Annotated in this window: 22 protein-coding genes, 1 tRNA gene and 1 pseudogene; 9 read left to right on the top strand and 15 right to left on the bottom strand. The window is 73.6% G+C overall.

The window, feature by feature from the left end; genetic code table 11:
- Nucleotide 1: 1 nt before the first annotated feature.
- A complete protein-coding gene (locus ACIA5A_RS01180; RefSeq protein WP_396755233.1) occupies nt 2–880 on the top strand; it encodes a helix-turn-helix domain-containing protein in 879 nt (292 codons plus the stop codon).
- The gene (locus ACIA5A_RS01175) at nt 873–1,070 is read left to right on the top strand and encodes a DUF397 domain-containing protein (RefSeq protein ID WP_396755231.1); all 198 of its coding nucleotides are present in this window, start codon (nt 873–875) and stop codon (nt 1,068–1,070) included. Before ACIA5A_RS01180 ends, ACIA5A_RS01175 begins: the two co-directional genes overlap by 8 nt.
- Before the next feature lie 47 nt (nt 1,071–1,117).
- Here the strand turns inward: ACIA5A_RS01175 and ACIA5A_RS01170 are convergent, their stop codons facing one another.
- The 3 genes from ACIA5A_RS01170 to ACIA5A_RS01160 form a co-directional block, all read right to left on the bottom strand.
- Nucleotides 1,118–1,345, bottom strand: coding sequence for a hypothetical protein (locus ACIA5A_RS01170; RefSeq protein ID WP_396755229.1), 228 nt, complete (start codon nt 1,343–1,345; stop codon nt 1,118–1,120).
- A 165-nt stretch (nt 1,346–1,510) separates the two neighbouring features.
- A complete protein-coding gene (locus ACIA5A_RS01165) occupies nt 1,511–1,783 on the bottom strand; it encodes a helix-turn-helix domain-containing protein (protein ID WP_396755227.1) in 273 nt (90 codons plus the stop codon).
- Between the two features lie 354 nt (nt 1,784–2,137).
- A tRNA-Tyr gene (locus ACIA5A_RS01160) sits at nt 2,138–2,221 on the bottom strand.
- Nucleotides 2,222–2,368: 147 nt separating this feature from the next.
- On the opposite strand from ACIA5A_RS01160, the gene ACIA5A_RS01155 reads away from it, so the two are divergent.
- The 4 genes and pseudogenes from ACIA5A_RS01155 to ACIA5A_RS01140 all read left to right on the top strand — a co-directional run.
- Nucleotides 2,369–2,863 carry a YajQ family cyclic di-GMP-binding protein gene (locus ACIA5A_RS01155; protein ID WP_091066126.1) on the top strand — a complete coding sequence of 165 codons (495 nt, stop codon included), beginning with the start codon at nt 2,369–2,371 and terminating at the stop codon, nt 2,861–2,863.
- A 99-nt stretch (nt 2,864–2,962) separates the two neighbouring features.
- Entirely contained in the window at nt 2,963–3,847 is an 885-nt protein-coding gene (locus ACIA5A_RS01150) for an aminoglycoside phosphotransferase family protein (RefSeq protein ID WP_396755224.1), read from the top strand.
- Nucleotides 3,848–3,904: 57 nt separating this feature from the next.
- Nucleotides 3,905–4,690 carry a maleylpyruvate isomerase N-terminal domain-containing protein gene (locus tag ACIA5A_RS01145; RefSeq protein WP_396755222.1) on the top strand — a complete coding sequence of 262 codons (786 nt, stop codon included), beginning with the start codon at nt 3,905–3,907 and terminating at the stop codon, nt 4,688–4,690.
- A 75-nt stretch (nt 4,691–4,765) separates the two neighbouring features.
- Nucleotides 4,766–5,797: pseudogene (locus ACIA5A_RS01140) on the top strand (MFS transporter); the annotation flags it as partial.
- Here ACIA5A_RS01140 and ACIA5A_RS01135 read toward each other — a convergent pair.
- The gene (locus ACIA5A_RS01135) at nt 5,749–5,904 is read right to left on the bottom strand and encodes a hypothetical protein (protein WP_396755220.1); all 156 of its coding nucleotides are present in this window, start codon (nt 5,902–5,904) and stop codon (nt 5,749–5,751) included. The pseudogene ACIA5A_RS01140 and the gene ACIA5A_RS01135 overlap by 49 nt on opposite strands.
- Before the next feature lie 64 nt (nt 5,905–5,968).
- Nucleotides 5,969–7,228, bottom strand: a complete 1,260-nt coding sequence (locus ACIA5A_RS01130) for an MFS transporter (protein WP_396755218.1) — start codon at nt 7,226–7,228, stop codon at nt 5,969–5,971.
- 177 nt (nt 7,229–7,405) lie between these two features.
- On the opposite strand from ACIA5A_RS01130, the gene ACIA5A_RS01125 reads away from it, so the two are divergent.
- On the top strand, nt 7,406–9,040 hold the full coding sequence (locus ACIA5A_RS01125) for a hypothetical protein (RefSeq protein ID WP_396755217.1): 1,635 nt from the start codon (nt 7,406–7,408) through the stop codon (nt 9,038–9,040).
- Between the two features lie 173 nt (nt 9,041–9,213).
- Nucleotides 9,214–10,398 carry a hypothetical protein gene (locus ACIA5A_RS01120; RefSeq protein ID WP_396755215.1) on the top strand — a complete coding sequence of 395 codons (1,185 nt, stop codon included), beginning with the start codon at nt 9,214–9,216 and terminating at the stop codon, nt 10,396–10,398.
- A gap of 66 nt (nt 10,399–10,464) precedes the next feature.
- Here the strand turns inward: ACIA5A_RS01120 and htpX are convergent, their stop codons facing one another.
- The 8 genes from htpX to ACIA5A_RS01080 form a co-directional block, all read right to left on the bottom strand.
- Nucleotides 10,465–11,343 (bottom strand): zinc metalloprotease HtpX, encoded by an 879-nt coding sequence (gene htpX, locus ACIA5A_RS01115; protein ID WP_396755213.1) that lies wholly within the window; start codon nt 11,341–11,343, stop codon nt 10,465–10,467.
- Between the two features lie 145 nt (nt 11,344–11,488).
- Complete coding sequence (locus ACIA5A_RS01110) at nt 11,489–12,952, bottom strand: NADH-quinone oxidoreductase subunit N (RefSeq protein ID WP_396755211.1); 1,464 nt, start codon at nt 12,950–12,952, stop codon at nt 11,489–11,491.
- Nucleotides 12,949–14,454, bottom strand: coding sequence for a NuoM family protein (locus tag ACIA5A_RS01105; protein WP_396755209.1), 1,506 nt, complete (start codon nt 14,452–14,454; stop codon nt 12,949–12,951). Before ACIA5A_RS01105 ends, ACIA5A_RS01110 begins: the two co-directional genes overlap by 4 nt.
- Nucleotides 14,451–16,376: an NADH-quinone oxidoreductase subunit L gene (locus tag ACIA5A_RS01100; RefSeq protein ID WP_396755207.1), complete on the bottom strand. Its 1,926-nt coding sequence runs from the start codon at nt 16,374–16,376 to the stop codon at nt 14,451–14,453. The genes ACIA5A_RS01105 and ACIA5A_RS01100 overlap by 4 nt, the downstream gene beginning before the upstream one ends.
- Nucleotides 16,373–16,735: an NADH-quinone oxidoreductase subunit NuoK gene (gene nuoK, locus ACIA5A_RS01095; protein WP_269689876.1), complete on the bottom strand. Its 363-nt coding sequence runs from the start codon at nt 16,733–16,735 to the stop codon at nt 16,373–16,375. The genes ACIA5A_RS01100 and nuoK overlap by 4 nt, the downstream gene beginning before the upstream one ends.
- Nucleotides 16,732–17,310 carry an NADH-quinone oxidoreductase subunit J gene (locus ACIA5A_RS01090; protein WP_396755206.1) on the bottom strand — a complete coding sequence of 193 codons (579 nt, stop codon included), beginning with the start codon at nt 17,308–17,310 and terminating at the stop codon, nt 16,732–16,734. The genes nuoK and ACIA5A_RS01090 overlap by 4 nt, the downstream gene beginning before the upstream one ends.
- The gene (locus ACIA5A_RS01085) at nt 17,307–17,894 is read right to left on the bottom strand and encodes a NuoI/complex I 23 kDa subunit family protein (protein ID WP_396755205.1); all 588 of its coding nucleotides are present in this window, start codon (nt 17,892–17,894) and stop codon (nt 17,307–17,309) included. Before ACIA5A_RS01085 ends, ACIA5A_RS01090 begins: the two co-directional genes overlap by 4 nt.
- Nucleotides 17,895–18,038: 144 nt before the next feature.
- Nucleotides 18,039–18,461 (bottom strand): ester cyclase, encoded by a 423-nt coding sequence (locus ACIA5A_RS01080; RefSeq protein WP_396755204.1) that lies wholly within the window; start codon nt 18,459–18,461, stop codon nt 18,039–18,041.
- Between the two features lie 94 nt (nt 18,462–18,555).
- Here ACIA5A_RS01080 and ACIA5A_RS01075 point away from each other — a divergent pair, with 94 nt between their 5' ends.
- The gene (locus ACIA5A_RS01075) at nt 18,556–19,602 is read left to right on the top strand and encodes a glutathione S-transferase family protein (protein WP_396755203.1); all 1,047 of its coding nucleotides are present in this window, start codon (nt 18,556–18,558) and stop codon (nt 19,600–19,602) included.
- A gap of 263 nt (nt 19,603–19,865) precedes the next feature.
- On the opposite strand, the gene ACIA5A_RS01070 is transcribed toward ACIA5A_RS01075, so the two are convergent.
- Entirely contained in the window at nt 19,866–20,828 is a 963-nt protein-coding gene (locus ACIA5A_RS01070; protein WP_269689871.1) for a complex I subunit 1 family protein, read from the bottom strand.
- Nucleotides 20,828–21,682, bottom strand: coding sequence for an NADH-quinone oxidoreductase subunit C (locus ACIA5A_RS01065; RefSeq protein ID WP_396755202.1), 855 nt, complete (start codon nt 21,680–21,682; stop codon nt 20,828–20,830). The genes ACIA5A_RS01070 and ACIA5A_RS01065 overlap by 1 nt, the downstream gene beginning before the upstream one ends.
- Nucleotides 21,683–21,757: the final 75 nt, after the last annotated feature.

The following is a 21,757-nucleotide window of genomic DNA, read 5'->3' as shown; positions in this document are numbered from 1 at the left end:
GATGGTCGAGACGGGATCTTCCGTCCCACGCCGGCAGTTGGGACGGTTGCTGCGCCAGGCTCGCGAGGAAGCAGGCATCGCCCTGGAGGCTGCGGCCACCACCCTGGAGTGGTCACGGGCGAAGATGTACCGGCTGGAGGCCGGCCAGACGTCGCTCCGCACCCACGACGTGAACCTGATGTGCCAGCTCTACGGCACCTCCACCGAGCTGACCGAGGTCCTGGTCTCGCTCGCCAGGGAGAGCAAGAGCAAAGGCTGGTGGCACGCCTACGGTGACGTGATCCCGGCATGGTTCGAGCTGTACGTCGGCCTGGAAGCGGCGGCCAGCCACGTCCGGCAGTACGAACCCAATCTCATCCCCGGACTCCTCCAGACACCCGAGTACATGTCAGCGGTGTTCGAGACCAGGCCCGGCCGCACTCCGCAGGAGGTGGCCCAGAAGGTCGCCCTCCGAATGGAGCGGCAGAAGCTTCTGGCCAGGAGAAGTCCGGCGGCTCCCCTCTTCGAGACGATCGTCGACGAGGCAGTTCTACACAGGCCGATCAGCGACGTCGAGGCGTGGCGCGCCCAACTGGCCTACCTGGTCAACGCGGCCCAGTCGGCCAACATCAGCGTCCGCGTGCTCCCGAGCGGCATCGGCCCGCACCGAGCATCCGTCGCGGGAAACTTCGTGCTGCTCGACTTTCCCGCCAAGGGCACCCGACCCGCCGAGCCGACCACCGCCTACAGCGAGTCGCTGACGGGCAGCATCTACCTAGACCGGTCGAACGAGGTAGAGACGTACACCTCGGTTTGGGAGACTCTGTGGAACCTCGCCCTGGACGAACGCGCCTCCGAGGATCTGGTAGGCGCCCTGATCAAGGAGACTTACGATGACTGAGACGGGCACGCCTCGGTGGCGCAAGAGCAGCTACAGCGGCAACGAAGGCAACTGCGTCGAGGTGGCCGACAACCTGCCGGGCGTCGTGCGCGTACGCGACAGCAAGGACGTGGCCGGCCCGTCGCTGACCTTCGCCGCCGCCCGTTGGGCCTCCTTCATCGAGTTCGCGACGCACCGCAACAGCAGCTAGCGAACGCTCGCGGGAGGTCGTTCCGCGTTCGGCCCCAGCCGGGGGATTCACTCATCCGCCGGCATCGGCCACACGTCCCGCGAGTCGTTGAAGGGTCCGGCCGGGTGCGGGTCGATGGTCAGCGCCTTCGCCCAGCGCCACTGCCTTGACGGCCATCGGGGCACCGACCGCCACAGCCACGTCGTCAGGCGCACGAGCGGGACCAGTACGGCCATGCCCAGGGCGGGCAGCACCAGGAGCAGCAGCACGAAGGCGTAGAAGGCCCCTTGAAGCACCCATCCATCCTCGCGCATCGTCGCGACGACTCACCCGAGGGCGTGGCAGACCTTCCCGGCACCAATCGGATTCGCACCGCCTACGTCGAGCACGAGAGCGGAGCCGCCCTCGTGCTGAGGCAGCTCATCGCCGAACTGCCGCGTCGTTCCGTCGGCCGCTACGAGTCAACTCAGCGCGAACCGCTCGCCGTCGAAGTCGGCCACGATCTCCAGCCTGCCGCCGAGGGCGGAGACGTACCGGTCGATGGTGCCTACCTCAGTCGCCGGTACCTCGCCCTTCTCGATCGCGGCCACTCTCGGCTGTGACACGTGCATGCGATCGGCGACCTCCTGTTGGGTCAGACCACGTTGCTCGCGCATCTCCCGAAGGCGGGTGGCTCGCACCTCGGCGAGCATCCGCTCCTTGTGCTCGGCGACCTTCGCCTCATCGAGATTCATACGTGAGCGGGTGTCCTGCCAACTACGCACCATCAGCGTTGTCCCTTGGACGTCCGTAGGTGTGCCGCGAAGAGCCGGTCCGCTTCGAGGATGCTGGTCATCCGCCAGTCGCCCGCGCTCAATCGCAGCCCACGTAGAACCCTTGCGTTATAGATGCGATGGGACTAATCAGCCGCCAGACCCACAACGACCAACCGGTCCGGATGTCACGCCAGCAGAGAGGGATGTCTGGCGTTGGATCATGAGGCCCGCAGCCTGGGGAGCGTCGGAGACACCGCTCCCGCAGCCGTCATGTCGACCAACGACAGCGGCCCCCGATCAGCATCTCTGCCGTTCGAGGGCCGCATCTGCACCTGGTGGCGGGTAGAGGATTCGAACCTCTGAAGCTTTCGCGACGGATTTACAGTCCGCTCCCATTGGCCGCTCGGGCAACCCGCCAGGGCACCCCACCGCGTCGCAACGCGGCGGCGGAAGCAAGGATAGCGGTTGCCCCCGGCCACTCCGCAACGGGGTACCGTCAGGGAGTCCCACGCTGGTCAGCGCGGGACGGATCAGGACACACCGCCGGACAGCAGGAGCATGAGCATGGCAGCGAACCCGTCGTTCGACATCGTGAGCAAGGTCGACCGCCAGGAGGTCGACAACGCCCTCCGCCAGGCGGAGAAGGAGCTCTCGCAGCGGTTCGACTTCCGCGGCACCGGCGCCGAGATCTCCTGGTCGGGTGAGGAGGGGATCAGCCTCCAGGCGGAGACCGAGGAGCGGGTGCGCGCCGCGCTCGACGTCTTCAAGGAGAAGCTGGTCAAGCGCAACATCTCGTTGAAGTCGCTGGACGCCGGCGACCCGAAGGCGTCGGGCAAGATCTTCAAGATCGACGCCAAGGTGATCCAGGGCATCGACACCGACAAGGCGAAGGCGATCAGCAAGAAGATCCGCGACGAGGGCCCGAAGGGCGTGCAGGCGCAGATCCAGGGCGACCAGCTCCGCGTCACCGGCAAGAAGAAGGACGACCTCCAGGCCGTCATCGCGCTGCTCAAGGGCGAGGACTTCGGCGTCGCGCTCCAGTTCAACAACTACCGCTAGGGAGGCGACAGCCGGCCGGCGCGACCCGGGGCCGCGCGGACGCTTCGGCGGGTCCGAACTCGATTGGCAGGATGATCGAGGTGGTCCTATGGTCGCGCCATGCGCCCGGGAGAGATCGTCGTCGCGGTCGAGCAGGTCCGCGCCCTGATCGACGAGCAGTTCCCCGAATGGTCCGACCTGCCGATCGTCGCGCAGCCGTTGACCGGGACCGACAACGCGCTGTTCCGGCTGGGTGACGCCCTGACCGCGCGGCTGCCTCGGGCCCACTGGGCGGTCGACCAGGTGGCGAGCGACGCGACCTGGCTGCCACGGCTGGCGCCGCACCTTCCGGTGCCGGTCCCGGTGCCGATCGCGGTCGGCCGGCCGGGCCGGGACTATCCGTGGCCGTGGACTGTCGTCCCGTGGCTGGACGGGCGCAACCCGGAGGCCGGACAGGACCACGTCGACCTCGCCGTCGACCTCGCCGGTTTCGTGCACGCGATGATGGCGATCGACCCGATGGACGGGCCGGTCAAGGAGGGGATCCAGCGCGGCGTGCCGCTGGCGCGGCGGGACGAGTTGACCCGCCTGTCGATCGCGGCGCTGGGCGACCGCATCGACGGGCCGGCGGTGACCGCGGCGTGGGACGAGGCGATGGCGGCCGACGAGTGGCCGGGGCCGCCGGTGTGGCTGCACGGAGACCTGCTGGCCGGCAACCTGCTCGTCGACGGGGGCCGGCTCACCGGCGTGATCGACTTCGGCGGCCTCGGGCGTGGCGACCCTGCGGTCGAGGTACGGCCTGCCTGGAGCCTGTTCGACGCCCGTGCGCGGGCCGCCTACCGGGAGGCGCTCGGCTTCGACGAGGCGACCTGGGTACGCGGCTGGGCCTGGATGCTGTCGGGCTCGGTCTACTGGCTGGCGGACCTGTGGGACTCGATCGGCGCGGACGACCGCGAGGACACGATCCGCCACCTCCACCACATCGTGCGTCACCGCCACGACTGACCCGGTCCCGCGAAAATCCGCTGTCGGGTCGGCGGAGCGCGCCGGTAGACAGCCGGGGTGCACACGACGTTGACGTTCTCCGATCACCTGCGGCTCATCGACGATGGCGCGGCCGCCTTCCGCGCCACGATCGCGGCCGCGCCCAGCCTCGACATGGCGGTGCCGACCCATCCCGGACGGACGCTCGTCGATCTCGTGCACCACGTGGGCCTGAGCCGCCGTAAGTCAGCCGCCGTCGTCGCCGCGGGGCCCGCGGACGGTCCCCCGGAGAAGTCGGCCTGGGACGACGGCACGGGCGCGCCCCGGGAACGCGAGGCGCTGCTGGCCTGGTGGACGGAGTCCGTCGCGCACCTGACGGACGTGCTGCGGGCGGCCGGCCCGGACCGCGGGTGTTGGACGTGGTGGGACGACTCGCCGTCGCCGCAGACCTCCGGCGCCTGGGCGCGGCGGCAGGTCCCCGAGATCGCGGTGCACACCTACGACGCCCAGCTCACCCTGGGCGCGCCGCAGCCGCTGTCGGAGGAGGTCGCCCTGGACGGCTTCGACGACTGCCAGTTCACCCTCTGCGCCACCAATGTCGCCTGGCCACACGAACCCGCCACCGTCGACTACCACGCCACCGAGGGCCGGTCCTGGCGCCTCCGGCTCTCCCCGGACGGCGCGCAGGTCGCCCGCCGCGCGCCCGCAGCCGGGGAGGATCGCGCCGCGGTCGACGCCTCGGCCCGGGGCACGGCGAGCGACCTGGTGTTGTTCTTCTACGGCCGCGTTCCGCTGGAATCGCTGACGTTCGCGGGCGACCGTCGGGTCTTCGACCGGCTCGCCGCCTGGGACCCGTCGGTGTGACGAGGACCGGAGAGCGCTTCTGCCCTCAGGCAACTTCGTTGAGTTGAGGGTCCCGGGTGCGGTCGGGTGGGGACCATGCCGCTCCTGCCGTACCGCCCGGTCCTCGCCCAACCGGTGTTGCGCCGGCTGCTTCCCGGGCTCGCCGTGTCCGCCCTCGGCGACGGGCTGGCGCTGGTCGCGGTGACCTGGCTGGCGCTGCAACTCGCGCCCGTCGGGCAGCGCGGCACCTGGACCGCGTTCGCGGTGGCCGCGTACACGTTGCCGGGCGCGGCCGGCGCGGTGCTGTTGGGGCGGGTGCTGGGTGCGCGCGGCGGCGCCCAGCTCGCCGGGTGGGACGCGAGCCTGCGGGCGCTCGCGTTGGGGGCGATTCCGGTCGCGCACCTGGCCGGGGTGTTGGACGTCGGGCTCTACGTGGCGTTGCTGGCGGTGTCGTCGCTGCTGCACCCGTGGGGGACGGCCGGCCGGTTCACGCTTGTGGCGGAGCTGCTGCCGCAGCGGCACCACCTGGCCGGCAACGCGCTGCTCGGGGTGTTCGGGCAGGCGGCGACGGTGGTCGGCCCGCCGCTGGCCGGGCTGCTCATCGCCGGGGTGGGGCCGGTGTGGGTGCTCGCGATCGACGCCGGCACGTTCGCGGTGCTGGCGGTCAGCTACCGGCTCGCGGTGCCGGCGGATCGCCGGCGCGCGGGACGGGCGGCGGGGGCCGGGCCGTCGCGTACCTCGGGGTTCCGGGTCATCGGCCGGGACCGCGCGCTGCTCGGCCTGCTGGGGCTGACGTTCGTGTTCTTCTTCCTGTTCGGGCCGTTCTACGTGGCCATGCCGGTGCACGTCACCGAGGACCGGCACGCCTCGGCGGCGCTGCTCGGCGCGTTCTACACCGCGTTCGGCGTGGGGTCGCTGCTCGGCGGGCTGCTCACCGGGTTCCTGCGGGACCGGCCACCGCGCGGCGTGCTGGCCGGCGTCGTGGTGCTGTTCGGCGCGGCGTTGCTGCCGCTCGGGCTGGGCGCGCCCGTCGCCGTGTCGCTGCCGGCGTTCGCGCTGGCCGGCCTGGTCTGGGCGCCCTACCGGCCGACCGCGACGGCGCTGATCCAGCATCGGGCCGGCGCGGCGGAGCTGCCCCGGGTGCTGGCCGCCAACGGGGCGGTCACGGTGCTGGCGGTGCCGCTGGGCACCATGCTCGGCGGCCCGGCGACCGTCGCGTTCGGGGCGCGACCCACGCTGCTGTGGTGCGCGGCGGGAACCGTCGCGCTCGGGCTGGTGGCGGCCGGGTTCGCGACGCGGTCAGGCGGCCAGGGACTGCTCGGCGCGGACCGCGGCGGCCTCGGCGCGGGCGATCGGGCCGCGGGGCAGCGCGGCGACCACCGCACCCACGCCGACCGCCGCGCCGGCGAAGAGGAACGCCCACGGTACGCCGCCGGCGTTGTCGACGATCAGACCGGCGACCGCGCCGCCGACGGCGCTGGCCGCCACCGACATGGTGACCACCCAGGTGTACGCCTCGTTAAGCATGCCGGCCGGGGCGACCCGCCCGACGAGCGTGTTCTCCAGGGTGAGGGCGGGCGCGATGGCCGCGCCGCCGAGCACCAGGGCGACGCCGAGCGCGACCGGGCCGGGCATCACCGCGAAGACGGCGAAGCTGGCCGCGACGGCGCCGAGCAGCCAGGCGAACTGGCGGGTCATGTTGGCGGCCGGCTTGCGTACGCCGAAGGAGAAGCCACCGACCGCGCTGCCGACGCCCCAGACGGCGAGCAGCACGCCGGCCATGCTCTCCGGGTCGGCGGCGCCGGTGTTCCCGGCGAAGGCCGGGACGATCACGCCGGAGGCGCCGAACGCGATGCCGAGGCTGGCCACGCAGAGCAGCAGCGCGGGGAAGCCGCCGACGCGCAGCGGGCCGAGGCCCCGGGCGTGGTGCTCACGCGGGTGCGGGCGCCAGCCGCGCATGACCCGGCCGAGCGCCACCGAGCCGGTGCCGACCAGGGTGACGACGGCGGCGCCGACAAGCGCGGCGGACGCGTCGGCGAGCAGCACGAAGGCGGCGACCAGCAGCGGGCCGAGCACGAAGACCACCTCGAACAGCGAGGTCTCGGCGGCGAGCGCGGTGTTGCGCAGGTGGCCCCGGCCGGTGGCCGGCGCGGTCAGGTCGTTCCAGGCGCCCCGGATGGCGGCGGTCAGCGGCGGGTAGGTGGCGCCGGCGAGGCCGGCCGTCAGGTAGATCAGCGGGAGGTTGGCGACGTCGGCGCGGCTGGCGCCGAGCAGCCCGAGCAGGGCCAGCGGGTGGGCCAGCGCGGTGGCCAGCAGCACCGGGGTGGGGCCGACCCGGTCGGCGATCCGGCCGGCGACCGGGCTGAGCGCGGCGCCGGCGAGCGCGTAGATGCCGCCGGCGACGGCGGCCAGCGAGTAGCGGCCGGTGACCTGCTCGACCACGAGCAGCAACGCCAGCGGGGTCATGCCGATCCCGAGCCGGCCGACGATGCCGAGGATCAGCAGCATCGGCGCGCCGGGGATCCGCCAGACGCCCAGGTACTGGCGCAGTGCGGCCACGGTCGACCTCCCGGATGTAATGAGTCAGATGCCCTTCGACCCTAACGCCGATCGTGACCGGCGGAAACGGTCGGCTGCCTCACAGCGGCCCCGACCGTGCGCCTTTCCGCCGATTCCGTCCCGCGCCGGCACACGGCGTCGGAGAGTCAGGACGGGACGTCGGGGCGAGGAGGAGCGGTGAGCCACCCGAGGAGCAGGCTGCTCGGACTCGTCGCGCTCGCCGCGGTCGTCCCGGTGGCGCAGAACGTGCTGTTCCTGATGCTCGACTTCCAGAGCGCGGAGGGCCTGTCGCCGCAGGGCTCGGCCGTCTGGCCGTACGACTCGTACAACGACATGCGCTGGCTGCTCGTCTACCACAACACCTGGCAGGCGTACGCGGTCGGACTGGTGGTCGCGATCGTGCTGCGCGGGCTGCTCTGCGCGGCCCTGGTGAGCCTCGCCTGGCCGGCCGGATCACCCCGACCGTCCCGCCGACGGATCCTGCTGCGCAACCTGGGACTCGCGGCGCTCACCGCGGTGATCGTCACCCCGTTCGCCGCGCTCGCCGTCGCCGCCGGGGTGGTGTCGCTCTCCTGGTTCGTGTTCGCCGCCGTCGGGCCGATGCTGCTGCTCGCGCCGTTCCTGCAACGGGCCGCGATCGGCGCGGGCTGGTGGCGGGGTCTGCCGTCGGCGGCGCTCGTCGGCTGGTCCCTGCTCGACTTCGTGGTGATCACCATCGCCGGCGCGGTCGTCTGGCGGGTGCCGGGCTGGTGGACGCTCGCGGTGGCGGCGCTCGCCGGAGCCGTCAACGGGCTGCTGTGGAACCGGTCGATCCGGGCGGCGGTGCTGCCGACGCGGGTGCGCTGGGCGCGGGTGCCGGTGGCGCCGTTCGTGGTGGCGCTCGCCCTGGCCATTCCGCTGACCGCGCAGGCGGTGACGTCGAGCCCGTCGTACCAGGTGGGCGCGTTCCGGCCGCTGCTGCTCGACCGGAAGCTGCCCGCCTCGGTGCCGTACGCGGTGATCGTGCTCGGCCCGCACAACTCCCGCTACGACGGTCGCCCCGCCGCCGACCCGCTGGTGGAGACGTTCTCCTACACCGGGCGGGACGCCTCCGGCCGCCCGAAGCCCTACGGTTCCCGGGACACGCACCGCTCGCTCGACTCCAGCTCGGCGCTGCTGGACGAGCAGGTGCGGGCGCTGCACGCGCGGACCGGCCGGCCGGTGGCGCTGCTCGGCGAGAGCGAGGGGGCGATGGTCGGGCGTACCTACCTGCGCGACCACCCGACGTCCCCGGTGACGGCGCTGCTGATGTTCAGCCCGCTGGTGCGCGCCGCCCGCGTCTACTACCCGCCGGAGGACGCGACGGCGGGCTGGGGCATCGCCCCCGGCTGGCAGTTGCGCGGCATCTTCGCGCTGGCGGCCCGGATCAGTGGGGGCTGGGACAGCCCGGACGAGCCGTTCATCCGCTCGCTGATGGAGAACGCGCCGTTCTACCGGTTCCAGACCATGTGCCCGGTCCCCGGGGTCCGGATGATCGCCTTCCTGCCCACGGTCAGCGCGACCGAACTCCCGCCCGGCCCGTTCACCCAGATCCCGGTCTACGAGGTGCCCGCCCTGCACGGCGGCCTGCTGGGCAGGCAGGACATCAGCGATCGGGCGATCGACTTCCTCTCCGGCGACAACCTCCGGTCGCGGCGACGCGAGTACGGCACCTTCCAGCTCCTCGGCACCGCCTGGCAGGTCCCGGCGTTGGCGGTCACCGTCAACCCGGTCTGGCGGGGGCACGTTTCGCCGGGACCGGCGTTCTCCCGGGCACGGCTCTGCGGGAAGTAGACAGCCGCCGGTTCAGGGGCTGCCTTAGCGGCGGCCAGCGGGTAGGTTGCTCATCGAACTGAGTCCATGCCAACGGCGGCGGGGTCGGCCGCCGGCGTGATCGGAGGTCGGATGAGCGGCAGGGCCGTCGCGCCGCAGCGGATCGGCGTCGAGGAAACGGACCCGTCGCGCCGATGACCGACACCGCGACGCCCATGCCCGGCTACCGGGCCCTCTTCCGGCACCCGGTCGCGGCCCGCCTGCTGATCGCCCGGGGCATCTCCGAGCTGGGTGACTTCATCGGGCTCGCCGCGCTGCTGCTGCTCGCCTACGACCAGACCGACTCGGTGCTCGGGCCGGCCGCCGTCTACGCCGCCCGGATGCTGCCGGCGCTGCTGGTCGCGACCGTGTTCAGCGGCTGGCTCGACGTGCCGTCCCGGCGCGCCATGCTCGTCGCGCTCTCGCTGGCCGGCGCGGCGCTGATCGCCGTACCCGTGGTGGTTCCCCGGCCGCTGCCGGCGATCCTCGCGGCCGGCCTGCTCGGCGCGGTCCGGGCCTCCTACTCCAGCGTGCACGTGGCGGTCGCCGCCGAGGCGGTGGCGCCTCCGCTGCGGCTGCCGCTGTTCGGGCTCTCCGCGTTCGCCAACCAGAGCAGCCAGGTCGTCGGCCTGCTCGCCGGCGCGAGCATGACGGTGGCGCTCGGCCCCCGGCTGGCGCTCGTCATCGACCTGGTGTCGTTCCTGGTCGCCGCCGTCGTCCTCGCCGGCCTGCCGGTCAGCCCGCAGGAGGGTCGGCGTCGGCGACCGCCCGCCACGGCGGGCATCCGGATCATCGCCGGGCATCCGGTGCTGCGCACCGTCGGCCTGCTCACCCTGGCCACCGTGCTCTCCGGCGCGTTGCCGGAGACGCTCGCCCCGGACCTGGCCGATGGCGGCTGGCGACCGGTGCTGCTGGCCGCCTCGTCGTTCGGCGGCGCGGTGTTCGTGCTGGTCGTCGGCCGACGCGGCTGGCTGAGCCGGGTCGCCGGGCAGGTGGTGGCCGTCCGCGCGCTCGGGCTGGCGCTGCTCCTGGCCGGCCTGCTCGTCGCGCTCGGAGCCCCGGTCTGGACGCTCGCCCTGGCGAACGCGGCGATCGGCGCGGGCGCCGGCTGGCTGATCGGCGCGCAGGCCACGTTCGCGCGGCTGGCGCCTCCGGAGCGGATGGGTCAGGTGGAGGCCACCATGATCGCCTCGAACATCATGTTCGGCGGGATCGGGATCTTCCTGCTCGGCGGCACCGCGGCCCTGTTCGGCCCGGCCGCGGCCTACCTGGCGGCGGGGCTGGTGCTGCTCGCCGTGGTGCTGGCCACCCGCGCGGACCGGCTGGTCGAGCCGGCCTGACCGCGCCCCGGCCCGAACACGGCTCCGCCCGCGTCCGGGGACGCGGGCGGAGGCGGGCGGTCGGGGTCAGCGCTGGAACTGCACCGGCCCGGAGTTGCGGGCCATCTGCTCCAGCCGGGCCACCCGCTGCTCCATCGGCGGGTGGGTGGCGAACATCGCGGCGATGCCGCCGCCCCGCTTGAACGGGTTGTCGATCATCAGGTGGGCGGTGCTGGCGAGCTGACCCTGCGGGGCCAGCGGGCGGGCCTGCGTCCCCATGTGGATCTTCTTCAGGGCGCTGGCCAGGGCCAGCGGGTCGCGGCTCAGCTCGGCGCCGGACGCGTCGGCCTGGTATTCCCGGCTGCGGCTGATCGCCAACTGGATCACCGTGGCCGCGATCGGGCCGAGGATCAGGGTGAGCAGCAGCACCGCCGGGTTCGGGCCGTCCTCGTCGTCGGACGAGCCCAGCGGGATGAACCAGGCCAGGTTGGCCAACATGGTGATGATGCCGGCCAGGCCGGCCGCCACGCTGGAGATCAGGATGTCCCGGTTGTAGACGTGGGACAGCTCGTGCCCGATCACGCCGCGCAGTTCCCGGTAGTCGAGGATCTCCACGATGCCCTGGGTGACGCAGACCGCCGCGTGCTCCGGGTTACGCCCGGTGGCGAACGCGTTCGGCTGCGACGTCGGGCTCACGTAGAGCCGGGGCATCGGCTTGCCGGCCTGCGTCGACAGCTCCCGCACCATCCGGTACAGCTCGGGGAACTGTGCCTCGCTGACCGGTTGCGCCTTCATCGAGCGCAACGCGAGCTTGTCGGAGAAGAAGTAGGTGACGCCGTTCATCAGCAACGAGACGACCACGGCGATGACGAGACCACCGCTACCGCCGAACCAGTAGCCGACCGCGAGGATCAGCGAGGTCAACAGGCCGAGCAGCGCTGCGGTCTTGAGACGGTTGTGATGCACGATCGATCGCTCCTTCGGTGCGCGGGGTGTCCCGCTGACCGGTTCAACACACCGGTACCCGTCAACCATCCGGCTCATGGCTGAAAGTTGGCTGGGGAATCCTGTGCGCCCGCTGAACCAGCCGCCCAACCGGGCACGAACCGGGTCAGCGCGCCGCCACGTCCAGCACCAACTGCGGTGCGAAACCGATCACCACGGCCGCCACCGTGGCCACCCCGAGCGCCCACACCACCGCGCGGGCCGGTCGCACGGCACCGCCGCCGGCCGGCGCGTAGAGCGACGCGGCCACCCGCAGGTAGTAGGCCAGGCCGAGCACCGCGTTCAGCGCCACCAGCAGGGCCAGCCAGCCGGCGTGCCCGGCCAGCAACGACCGGACCACAGTCACCTTGGCGAACAACCCGGCCAGGCCCGGCGGCAACCCGGCCAACCCGATCAGCGCCAACGCGAACGCGCCACCCACCCACGGGTGCCGCCGCGCCGCGCCGCGCAGGTCGGCGAGCGTGCCGCCGTCGCCGTCCGCCGGCCGCAACGCCACCACCGCGGCGAACGCGGCCAGCTCCAGCAGCACGAAGAACACCGCGTACGCGACGGCCGCCGCATACGCCCCGGCGCGGGCGTCGGCGGTGCGCCCCGCCGCCAGCGCCAACGCGCCGAGCGGCGCCAGGATGTAACCCGCCTGGGCCACCGACGACCAGGCCAGCAACCGGACGGTACGCCGCTGGCGCAGCGCCACCAGGTTGCCCACCGTCATGGTCAACGCGGCCAGCACTGCCAGCACCGGGCCGGTCACGCCGGCCGGCAGCGCCCGCTGCACCACCGCCAGCAACGCCACCACGCCGCCCAGCTTCGACGCGGTCGACAGGTAGGCGGCCACCGGCAGCGGCGCGCCGTCATAGGTGGCCGGCGCCCAGGCGTGGAACGGCACCGCGGCCACCTTGAACGCCAGCCCGGCCACCACGAGCGCCACCGCGACAGTGGTCAGCGGCAGGTCGCGCAGGTCGTCCCGGGCGGCCAGGGTGCCACCCAGCCGGTCCAGGTGCAGGCTGCCGGTGACCGCGTAGAGCAGCGCCGCCCCGAGCAGCGTCACCGTGGTGGCGACCACGCTGACCACGAAGAACGTCACCGCCGCCTCGGCCCCGGCCAGGCTGGCCCGGCGCAGCCCGACCAGCACGTAGAGCGGCAACGTCAGCGTCTCCAACGCCACCAGCAGGGTGATCAGGTCGCCGGCCGCGCCGAGCACCACACCACCGGTCATCGCGCAGGCCAGCAGGAAGCAGTATTCGCCGGCCGGGGTGCGCCCGGCCCGCAGCAGCGGACCGGAGATCACCAGCACGGCGAGCGTCAGCAGCGCGATCACCGCCGCCACCAGCGCCGCCCGGCCGTTCCACACCCAGGAGCAGTCCGCGCCCACGCAGAACGTGCGCCGCTCACCGGCCGCCCCGACCAGTGCCGCGCCAGCCGCGGTGCCGGTCGCACCGAGCGCCGCCACCGCCACGGTCACCGCCCGGCGGGCCACCAGCAGGTCGACCAGGAGCACCAGCACCGCCGTGCCGGCGGCCAGGTAACCCGGCAGCAGCGCCACGTTGTCGACAGGCTGCACCAGACTCATGGCACGACCCCCAGCAGGGCCTCCACCGGGCCGGAGGCGTAGGACAGGACCAGCGCCGGCGCCAGGCCGACCGCGAGCGCGAGCACCACGAGCGGCACCCAGGCGGTCAGCTCCGCCCCGGCCAGCCCCGGCCCGAGCGGCGCGACCGCCGCGCTGGGCCGGCCGTGACTGACCCGGCGCAACAACCGCAGCAGGTACGCGGCGGTGAGCGCCCCGCCCAGCGCCGCCAGCACGGCGAGCGTCAGCCACAGCGGGCCGCCCCGGCGCACGGCCGCCACCACGGCGAACGCCTCACCCCAGAAGCCGGCCAGGCCGGGCAGCCCCAGCGAGGCGACCGCCGCGAAGCCGAGCAGCCCGGCCAGCCGGGGCGCGGTCTCCCGCAGCCCGGACAGCTCGGCCAGCGACCCGGTGTGCGTCCGGTCCTTGATCGCCCCGGCCAGGAAGAACAGCAGGCCGGTGATCACCCCGTGGGCGATGTTGCCGATCAGCGCCGCCTGGAGGCCGGTGGCGGTGAGCGTGGCCACCCCGAGCAGCACGAACCCCATGTGCCCGACGCTGGAGTAGGCGATCAGCCGCTTCAGCTCGGTCTGCGCCAGGCACACCAGGCCACCGATCAGGATCGCCGCCACGGCGAGCGCGCCGAGCACCGGCGACGCCCAGCGGGCCCCCTCCGGGGCCACCCCCACGGCCACCCGGATCAGTCCGTACGTGCCCATCTTGAGCAGCACCCCGGCGAGGATCACGCTGCCCACGGTGGGCGCCTGGGTGTGCGCGTCGGGCAGCCACGAGTGCAGCGGCCAGAGCGGGCTCTTCACCGCGAACGCCAACGCCAACAGCGTGAACGCCGCCAACTGCGTGTCGCGGGACAGGCCGGCGCCGCCGGTCAACGTGACCAGGTCGGCGGTGCCCGCGGCGGCCACCACCACGTAGACGCCGACAAGCAGCAGCACCGAGCCGAACAGCGTGTAGAGCGCGAACTTGCGGGCCGCCCGCCGCCGGTCCGCGCCGCCCCAACCGGCGATGATCGCGTACATCGGCAGCAGGACGACCTCGAAGAACAGGAAGAACAACACCAGGTCGAGCGCCAGGAACGTGCCGAGGATGCCCACCTCGACCACCAGCAGCAACGCCACGAGTGCCCGGCCGCTGCCGCCGCCCGCCGGCACCCGCCACAGCGTGTAGCCGCAGCACAGCAGCGTGAGCAGCGCGGTCAGCACCACCAGCGGCCAGGAGATGCCGTCCACCCCCAGGTGGAAGCGCAGGTCCAGCCCGGGCACCCAGGTCAGGTCGAGCTGGTGCCACGGCTGCACCGCCGGCCGCGGGCCGTACCCGAACCAGCCGTGCTCGCCACCGACCAGCGGCAGCGTCGCCAGCAGCGTCACCGCGGCGGCCACCGTGCCGACCAGCCGGCCGGCCCGGTCGCCCGGCACGGCGGCCGTCGCGACCGCGCCCAACGCCGGGACCGCGACCACCGCGACCAGAAGGACCTGCCCGAACGTCATGAGGTGACTCCGATCAGGGCGACCGCCAGGCCGATCAGCAACGCGCCGGCCAGCACCCCGGCCGCCGCGCGCGGCAACGCCGCCCGGTGTGCCGCGGCCAGCCCGTCGCCCAGCTCCACCGCCGCCCGGCCGGCGCCCTCCACCAGGCCGTCCACCCCCAGCTCGTCGCCCGCCCGCACGGCCCGCGCGAGCGCGCCCGTCGGGCGTACGACGAGCGCGTGCTGGACGTCGTCGAGCCGGAACGCCCGGGCGAACACCTGCCGCAGCGGACCCAGGAAGCGGGCCGGGTCGGCGGCCGGATCCCGGCGCCAGCCGGCCCAGGCCACGCCCGCGCCGACCGCGAGCAGCACCACCGGCAGGATCAGGTTCGGCGCCAGGTGGACCAGCTCGACCGCCTCGCCGGTGTCGTCGCCCGGCACCCGCAGCCGGTCGGCGAACCACGGCGCGAACGCGGCCAGCCCGAGCAACGCGGCCGGGACCGCGAGCAGCAGCACCGGCCAGCGCAACGACGCGGGCGGGTCGTGCGGGCGGACCAGCGGCGTGCGGGACACGCCGAAGAACGTGCGCAGCAGCAGGCGGGTCGCGTACCAGGCGGTGACCGCCACGCCGAGCAGCCCGGCCAGCCAGACCAGCCAGCCCACCCAGGTCGCGGTCGGGCCGGCACCGTCCAGCGCGGTCGCCTCGGCGGCGGCGAGCACGCCGTCCTTGCTCCAGAACCCGGCCAGCGGCGGCACCCCGGCCAGCGCGCCGAGCCCGACCACCGTGCACCAGAAGGTCACGGGCATGCCGGTGCGCAGGCCACCCATCCGGGACATCAGCGTGGTGCCCACCGCGTGGATCACCGCGCCGGCAGCGAGGAACAGCAACGCCTTGAACGCGGCGTGCGCGAGCAGGTGGAACAGCGCGGCGGCGGGCGCGCCCACCGCGAGCGCGCCGGTCATGTAGCCGATCTGGGACACCGTCGACCAGGCCAGCACCCGCTTGATGTCGTCCTGCGCGGTGGCCGCGAACGCGCCGAGCAGGATGGTGATCGCGGCGAGCACGCCGAGCACCGTGAGCGCGGCCGGGGCCTGCGCGAAGAGCGGGAACAGCCGGGCCACCGCGTAGACCCCGGCGGCCACCATGGTCGCGGCGTGGATCAGCGCGGAGACCGGCGTGGGGCCGGCCATCGCGTCCGGCAGCCAGGTGTGCAGCGGGAACTGGGCGCTCTTGCCGGCCACGCCGGCGAGCAGCAGCAGGCAGGCGGCGGTCAGCGTGCCGGTGGACCAGTCGTGCGCCAGCACGTCGGCGATCCGGAAGCTGCCCGCGCCCACGCCCAGCAGCGCGATGCCGAGCAGGAAACCCACGTCACCCACGCGGGTGACCAGGAACGCCTTCACCGCCGCGCCGGGCGCCTCCGGCAGCCGCCGGTCGTGGGCGATGAGCAGGTACGAGCAGATGCCCATCACCTCCCAGCCGACCAGCAACATGATCAGGTCACCGGACACCACCACGGTCAGCATGGCGGCGGTGAAGAGGCTGAGCTGTGCCGCGTACGGCGGGTAGCGGTGGTCGACGTCCACGTCGTCGTGCGGGCCGCGACGCAGGTAGCCGGTCGAGTAGACCTGCACGGCGAGCGCCACCACGGTGACCGCGGTGGCCACCAGCACCGCCACCCCGTCCAGTCGCAGCCCCAGCGTGACCCGCAGCCCGCCCATCTCCACCCAGGTGGTGGCCGCCTCGACCGGCCCGTCCACCCGGAGCACCAGCGCCAGCGCGGCCAGCAGCGCCACCGCCGCGCCGGCCACGCCCAGCCCGACCGCCAGCTTCCGGGCCGGCGCCCGGTCCCCGTGCGACGCGGGTGGCAGGAGCAGCCCGAGCAGGCCGGCCACCAGCGGCGCGCCCGGCAGCACCGCCGCCAGCCAGACCGTTGCCGTGCTCATCGGGTCGCGCCTTCCGGGGCGGGCGACGCGGGCTCGCCGGTCGCGGTCGGCTCGTGCTCGGTGAGCGGCACGTCGTCGACCGTGACGCTGGCCCGCAGCCGGTAGAGCTGGAGCACGATGGCCAGCCCCACGCCGATCTCGGCGGCCGCCAGCACGATCACGAACAGCGCGAACACCTGGCCCGAGTGCGGCAGCGCGGCCCGGACCGTGGTGTCCGCGGTGACCAGGATCAGGTTGACCGCGTTGAGCATCAGCTCCACCGCCATCAGCACCAGCACCGCGTTGCGGCGGCGCAGCACGCCGTAGACGCCGAGGCCGAACAGCAGGGCGGCGGTGACGTAGGGGATGACCGGCCTCACCGGCGCCCGCCCTCGTCGACGGCCACCGCGGCCGGTTCGCTCCCTGCCGGACCCTCGCCGGCCGGGTCGGGCGTGGCCGGGCGGCCGATGTCGGGGCGGGAGAGCACGATCGCGCCGACAAGCGCGGCGAGCAGCAGCACCGACAGCACCTCGAACGGCAGCACCCAGGAGCGGAACACCTGCTCGCCGAGGCGCTCGGCGGTGCCCGCCGCGGGCAGGTCCACCCGGGACCAGCGGAACGCGTCGACGAGCAGCACGGCCAGGCCCAGGCCGCTGCCGGCGCCGACGAGCGCGGCCGGCCAACCCGGCCGGTCCAGGTCGTCCGACGGGCCGATCGGGGCGCGGGTCAGCATCACCGCGAACAGCAGCAGCACCACCACCGCGCCCACGTAGATCAACACCTGCACCCAGGCCACCAGCTCGGCGGTGAGCACCAGATAGTTCCCGGCCAGCGCGCCCAGGCACACCACCAGCCACAGGCCGGCCCGCACCAGGTGGCGGGTGGCCACCACCAGCGCCCCCGAGCCCACCGCCACCGCGCCGAGCGCCAGCAGCAGCACGTCCGCCCCGGTCACGAGGCCGCGCCTTCCCCCGGCTCGGCGGCGTCGGAGCGTACCCGGGTCGGGGCCGGACGGGCGGCGGGCGCCGCGGCCTTGCGGGCGGCGGTGGTCTCCTCCTTCGAGGGATCGCCGAGCGGGTCGTGGGCCGGCGGCGGCGGCACGGTGCCCATCCACTCGCCCAGGTGGTCCTTGTCGTGCAACAGGTCCTTGATGTCGTACTCGGCGTACTCGAACTCGGGCGACCAGTAGAGCGCGTCGAACGGGCAGACCTCGATGCAGATGCCGCAGTACATGCAGAGCGAGAAGTCGATGTCGAACTTGTCGAGCACGTTGCGCTGCCGGGGGCGGGCGGCGCCGGGCACCGCCACCTCCTCCTTGTGCGAGTCGATGTAGATGCACCAGTCCGGGCACTCGCGGGCGCACAGCATGCAGACCGTGCAGTTCTCCTCCAGCAGCGCGATCACGCCACGGGAGCGGGGCGGCAGCTCGGGCGCCACGTCCGGGTACTGCTGGGTGGTCGACCGGCGGGTCATCGTCTTCAACGTGACCGCCAGGCCCTTCACCAGCCCGCCGCCGGGCACACCGCCGTGCTCGCTCATGCCGCCCATCCTGCCCTGTGCCCCGGGCGCGCGCGACCACCACCCGACTCTTGGCGGCGGTATCGTGAGCGCGGGGAGAACGACACACCGGGAAGGGCTGGTCGATGACCGAGCCCTTCCCGGTCAACCTCCCGATCAGCCGGATCACGCCTCGCCGGGTGTGAGCGGGGGCAGCATCTGCACGCCGAGCTGCTGGAGCACCTGGAACAGCTCGTTCACGCTCCACACGTCCGCGATCCGGCCCGCCTCGTCGAAGCGCAGGAACGACGCCCCGGAATAGCTGACCACCCGGCCGGTCGGCGGCACCGGACCGAACTGCCCGGCCTGGGTGCCGGCGGCCCGCCAGCGCACCGCCACCCGCCCGCCGCCGGCCACCACCTCGACGATCTTGTAGCGCAGGTCGGGGAACGACGCCCGCCGGTCCCGGTGCCAGGCCAGCACCGCCTCCGGCCCGGCGCCGCCCAGCCCGGGGCACTCCGGGGCCACCAGCTCGTACACGCTCTCCTCGCGGCCGGCGTTCCACACGTCCGCGACGAAGCGCCGGGCCGCCGCCTCCACATCGATCACGCCCGGCAGCCTAAGCCGTCCTCTGCGCCGCTCGCCCTGCCGGGACCGGCCGGAGCGACCATGATGGGAACGGAACGCGACTCGGGAGGTGGGCGTGGGCGGCAGCGACGACGAGGTCCTGGACCGGACCGGCGGCAAGTACGTGGAACCCGGCGGCGAGTTCACCCGGGACCAGCGCTACATCGCCACCCGGATCACCGCCGACGCGCGGGACGGCTGGCCGGTGGAGCCCGGCCGCTACCGGCTCGCGGTCAGTCGGGCCTGCCCCTGGGCGAACCGGTTGATCATCGTGCGCCGGCTGCTCGGGCTGGAGGACGCCATCTCGCAGGCGGTGGCCGGTCCCACCCACGACAAGCGGAGCTGGACGTTCGACCTGGACCCCGGCGGCAGGGACCCGGTGCTGGGCATCGAGCGGCTCGCCGACGCCTACTTCGCCCGCTTCCCCGGCTACGAGCGGGGCATCACCGTGCCGGCGCTGGTGGACGTGCCCACCGGGCAGGTGGTGACGAACGACTACGCGCAGATGAGCCTGGACCTGTCGACCGAGTGGACGGCCCACCACCGGCCGGGCGCGCCGGACCTCTACCCGGAGCCGCTGCGCGGCGAGATCGACGAGGTCAACGCCGTGGTCTTCGCCGACGTCAACAACGGCGTCTACCGGTGCGGGTTCGCCGGCAGCCAGGAGGCGTACGACAAGGCGTACCACCGGCTCTTCGACCGGCTGGACTGGCTGAGCGAGCGGCTGGCCGGGCAGCGGTACCTGGTCGGCGACACGATCACCGAGGCGGACGTGCGGCTGTTCACCACGCTGGCCCGCTTCGACCCGGTCTACCACGGGCACTTCAAGTGCAACAGGCAGAAGCTGAGCGAGATGCCGGTGCTCTGGGCGTACGCCCGGGACCTGTTCCAGACGCCGGGCTTCGGCGACACGATCGACTTCGACCACATCAAGCGGCACTACTACGAGGTCCACCGGGACATCAACCCGACCGGCATCGTGCCGCTCGGCCCGGACCTGTCGAACTGGCTCACCCCGCACCACCGGGAGGAGCTGGGCGGCCGGCCCTTCGGCGACGGCACCCCACCCCCGCCGCCGACCCCCGACGAGCGGGTCGACCCCGCCCACACTCCGCTGCGATGACCACCCCGATCGCCGATCCTGCATCTGCTGCCCCTGCGGCGCGTGTTCCGTCCTTCGTGCCGGAGCCACCACCGCAAGATCGGCGAGAAAGGGGTTCGGGCCGCGGCGCCGGGTGCCGGGTGTGTCGTGCCCGGTGGCATGGGAGGTACTCAGGCCGGTATACCTGAGAGGCATAATTATGCCTCTCAGGTATACCGCTCGAGTGCGGCTGCTCCTTCGCTGCCAACACGCACGGTAGTCGGCGGGCGAGGCGCGGACCGGGCCTAGAGGGCGAGGCGGACCGCGACAGTGAGCACGAGCTGGGCCAGGGCCAGCGGCACCAGGACCAGCCAGCAGAGGCGCTGGAGCTGGTCCTCGCGCAGCCGGGGATAGCTCACCCGCAGCCAGATGATCACGAACGCCACCGCGAACACCTTGAGCAGCGTCCACAGCCAGCCGAGCTGGGCGTCGGCGAACGGGCCCTGCCAGCCGCCGAGGAAGAGCACCGTGGTCAGCGCCGCGATCACCACGATGCCGACGTACTCGGCGAGCAGGAAGAACGCGAACCGCAGGCCGGTGTACTCGGTCATGTAGCCGAACACCAGCTCGGAGTCGGCGATCGGCATGTCGAACGGCGGGCGGCGGATCTCGGCCAGCCCGGCCACGAAGAAGATGACCATGGCCGGCGCCTGCCAGAGCAGCCACCACGGCCGCCACGCCTCGACGATCCCGCTCAGGCTGAGCGTGCCCGCCGCCATCGCCACCGAAGCGGCGGCCAGCACCAGCGGCAACTCGTACCCGAGCAACTGGGCCGCGCCGCGCAGCCCACCGAGCAGGCTGTACTTGTTTGCCGACGCCCACGCCGACATGAGCACCGCCAGCACCCCGACGCCCACCACGGCGAGCACGAAGAACAGGCCGATGTCGAGCGGCTGGGCGACCAGGTCACCCGGACCGAGTGGGATGACCAGCAGCACCAGCAGATAGGGCACCAGCGCCACGGCCGGGGCCAGCCGGAACACCTGCCGGTCCGCGTCGCGCGGGGTGACGTCCTCCTTCTGCACGAACTTCACCCCGTCGGCCACGAGTTGCGCCCAGCCGTGGAAGCCGCCCGCGTACATCGGGCCCAGCCGACCCTGCATGTGGGCCATCACCTTGTGCTCGGCCTGGCCCACGATCAGCGGCAGGGTGAGGAACGCGACCAGCACGCCGGCCACCCGCAGGACCAGCTCCAACCAGTCCGGCATCAGTCCTCCCCCGCCTCGGCTCCGCCACCGGGCTCCGGCCGGGTCTGGTCGACGGGCCGGTCGGCCGCCGGTTCCTGCCGCGCGGGGCCGGTCGGCCGCTCGCCGGGCACCGGACGCCCGAGCGGGCCGGGCTCGGCCGGCGGCGGGGCGGGTTCCCGGCGGGCCGGACCGGTCGGCCGGGACGCGCCCGGGACCCGACGCGCCGGGCGTTCGCGGGCCGGGCGGGCCGGCGTACCCCCGCGGGGGCCCTCGCCGACACCTGCCGCGCCGGCCGGCGTGGGCGTCGTCCCCCACTCCCCCGGCGCGGGCACGCCCGGCGGCCGGATCGGCCGGCGACCGCCGCCCGCCTCCGACTCGCCCGGTTCCTTCGCGCCCGGCCACGGCTTCGCCACCCGGGAGGCCAGCACGAACTCCTTGCGCAGCGGGTGCCCCTCGAACTCCGGCGGCAGCAGCAGCGGCCGCAGCTCGCCGTGGCCGGCGAAGTCGATGCCGAACATCTCGTGGGTCTCCCGCTCGTGCCACGCCGCGCCCGGGAAGACGTCGACCACCGACGCGACGACTGGCGCGTCCCGGGAGACCCGGGTGCGCAGCAGCAGCCCGTGCCGGTGCCGGACCGACCAGAGGTGCGCGACCACGTCGAAGCCGTCGGCCAGCTCGTCCACCGCCGACAGCCAGTCGAGGAAGTCGCACCCCAGCCCGGCGTCGTCGCGTGCCGCGCGCACCGCGTCCGCCCAGCTCGCCGTCGGTATGTCGACGGTGGCGCGGGCGTACCCCTGACCGCCGGAGACCGACGCGGTGGCCCCGACGGGCGCGAGCAGCTCGACCACCCGCCGGCCGACCTCTTCCGGAGTCATGAGCTGATCCTATGGCGGACGGCTTCCGCCCGGGTCGGGCCGTCCGGGCCCGGATCGTCGCTTTGCCGAGCGGGT

Source organism: Micromonospora sp. NPDC051300, assembly GCF_044455315.1.
Taxonomy (GTDB): Bacteria; Actinomycetota; Actinomycetes; order Mycobacteriales; family Micromonosporaceae; genus Micromonospora; species Micromonospora robiginosa.
This window is presented reverse-complemented; position numbering and strand designations above follow the sequence as displayed.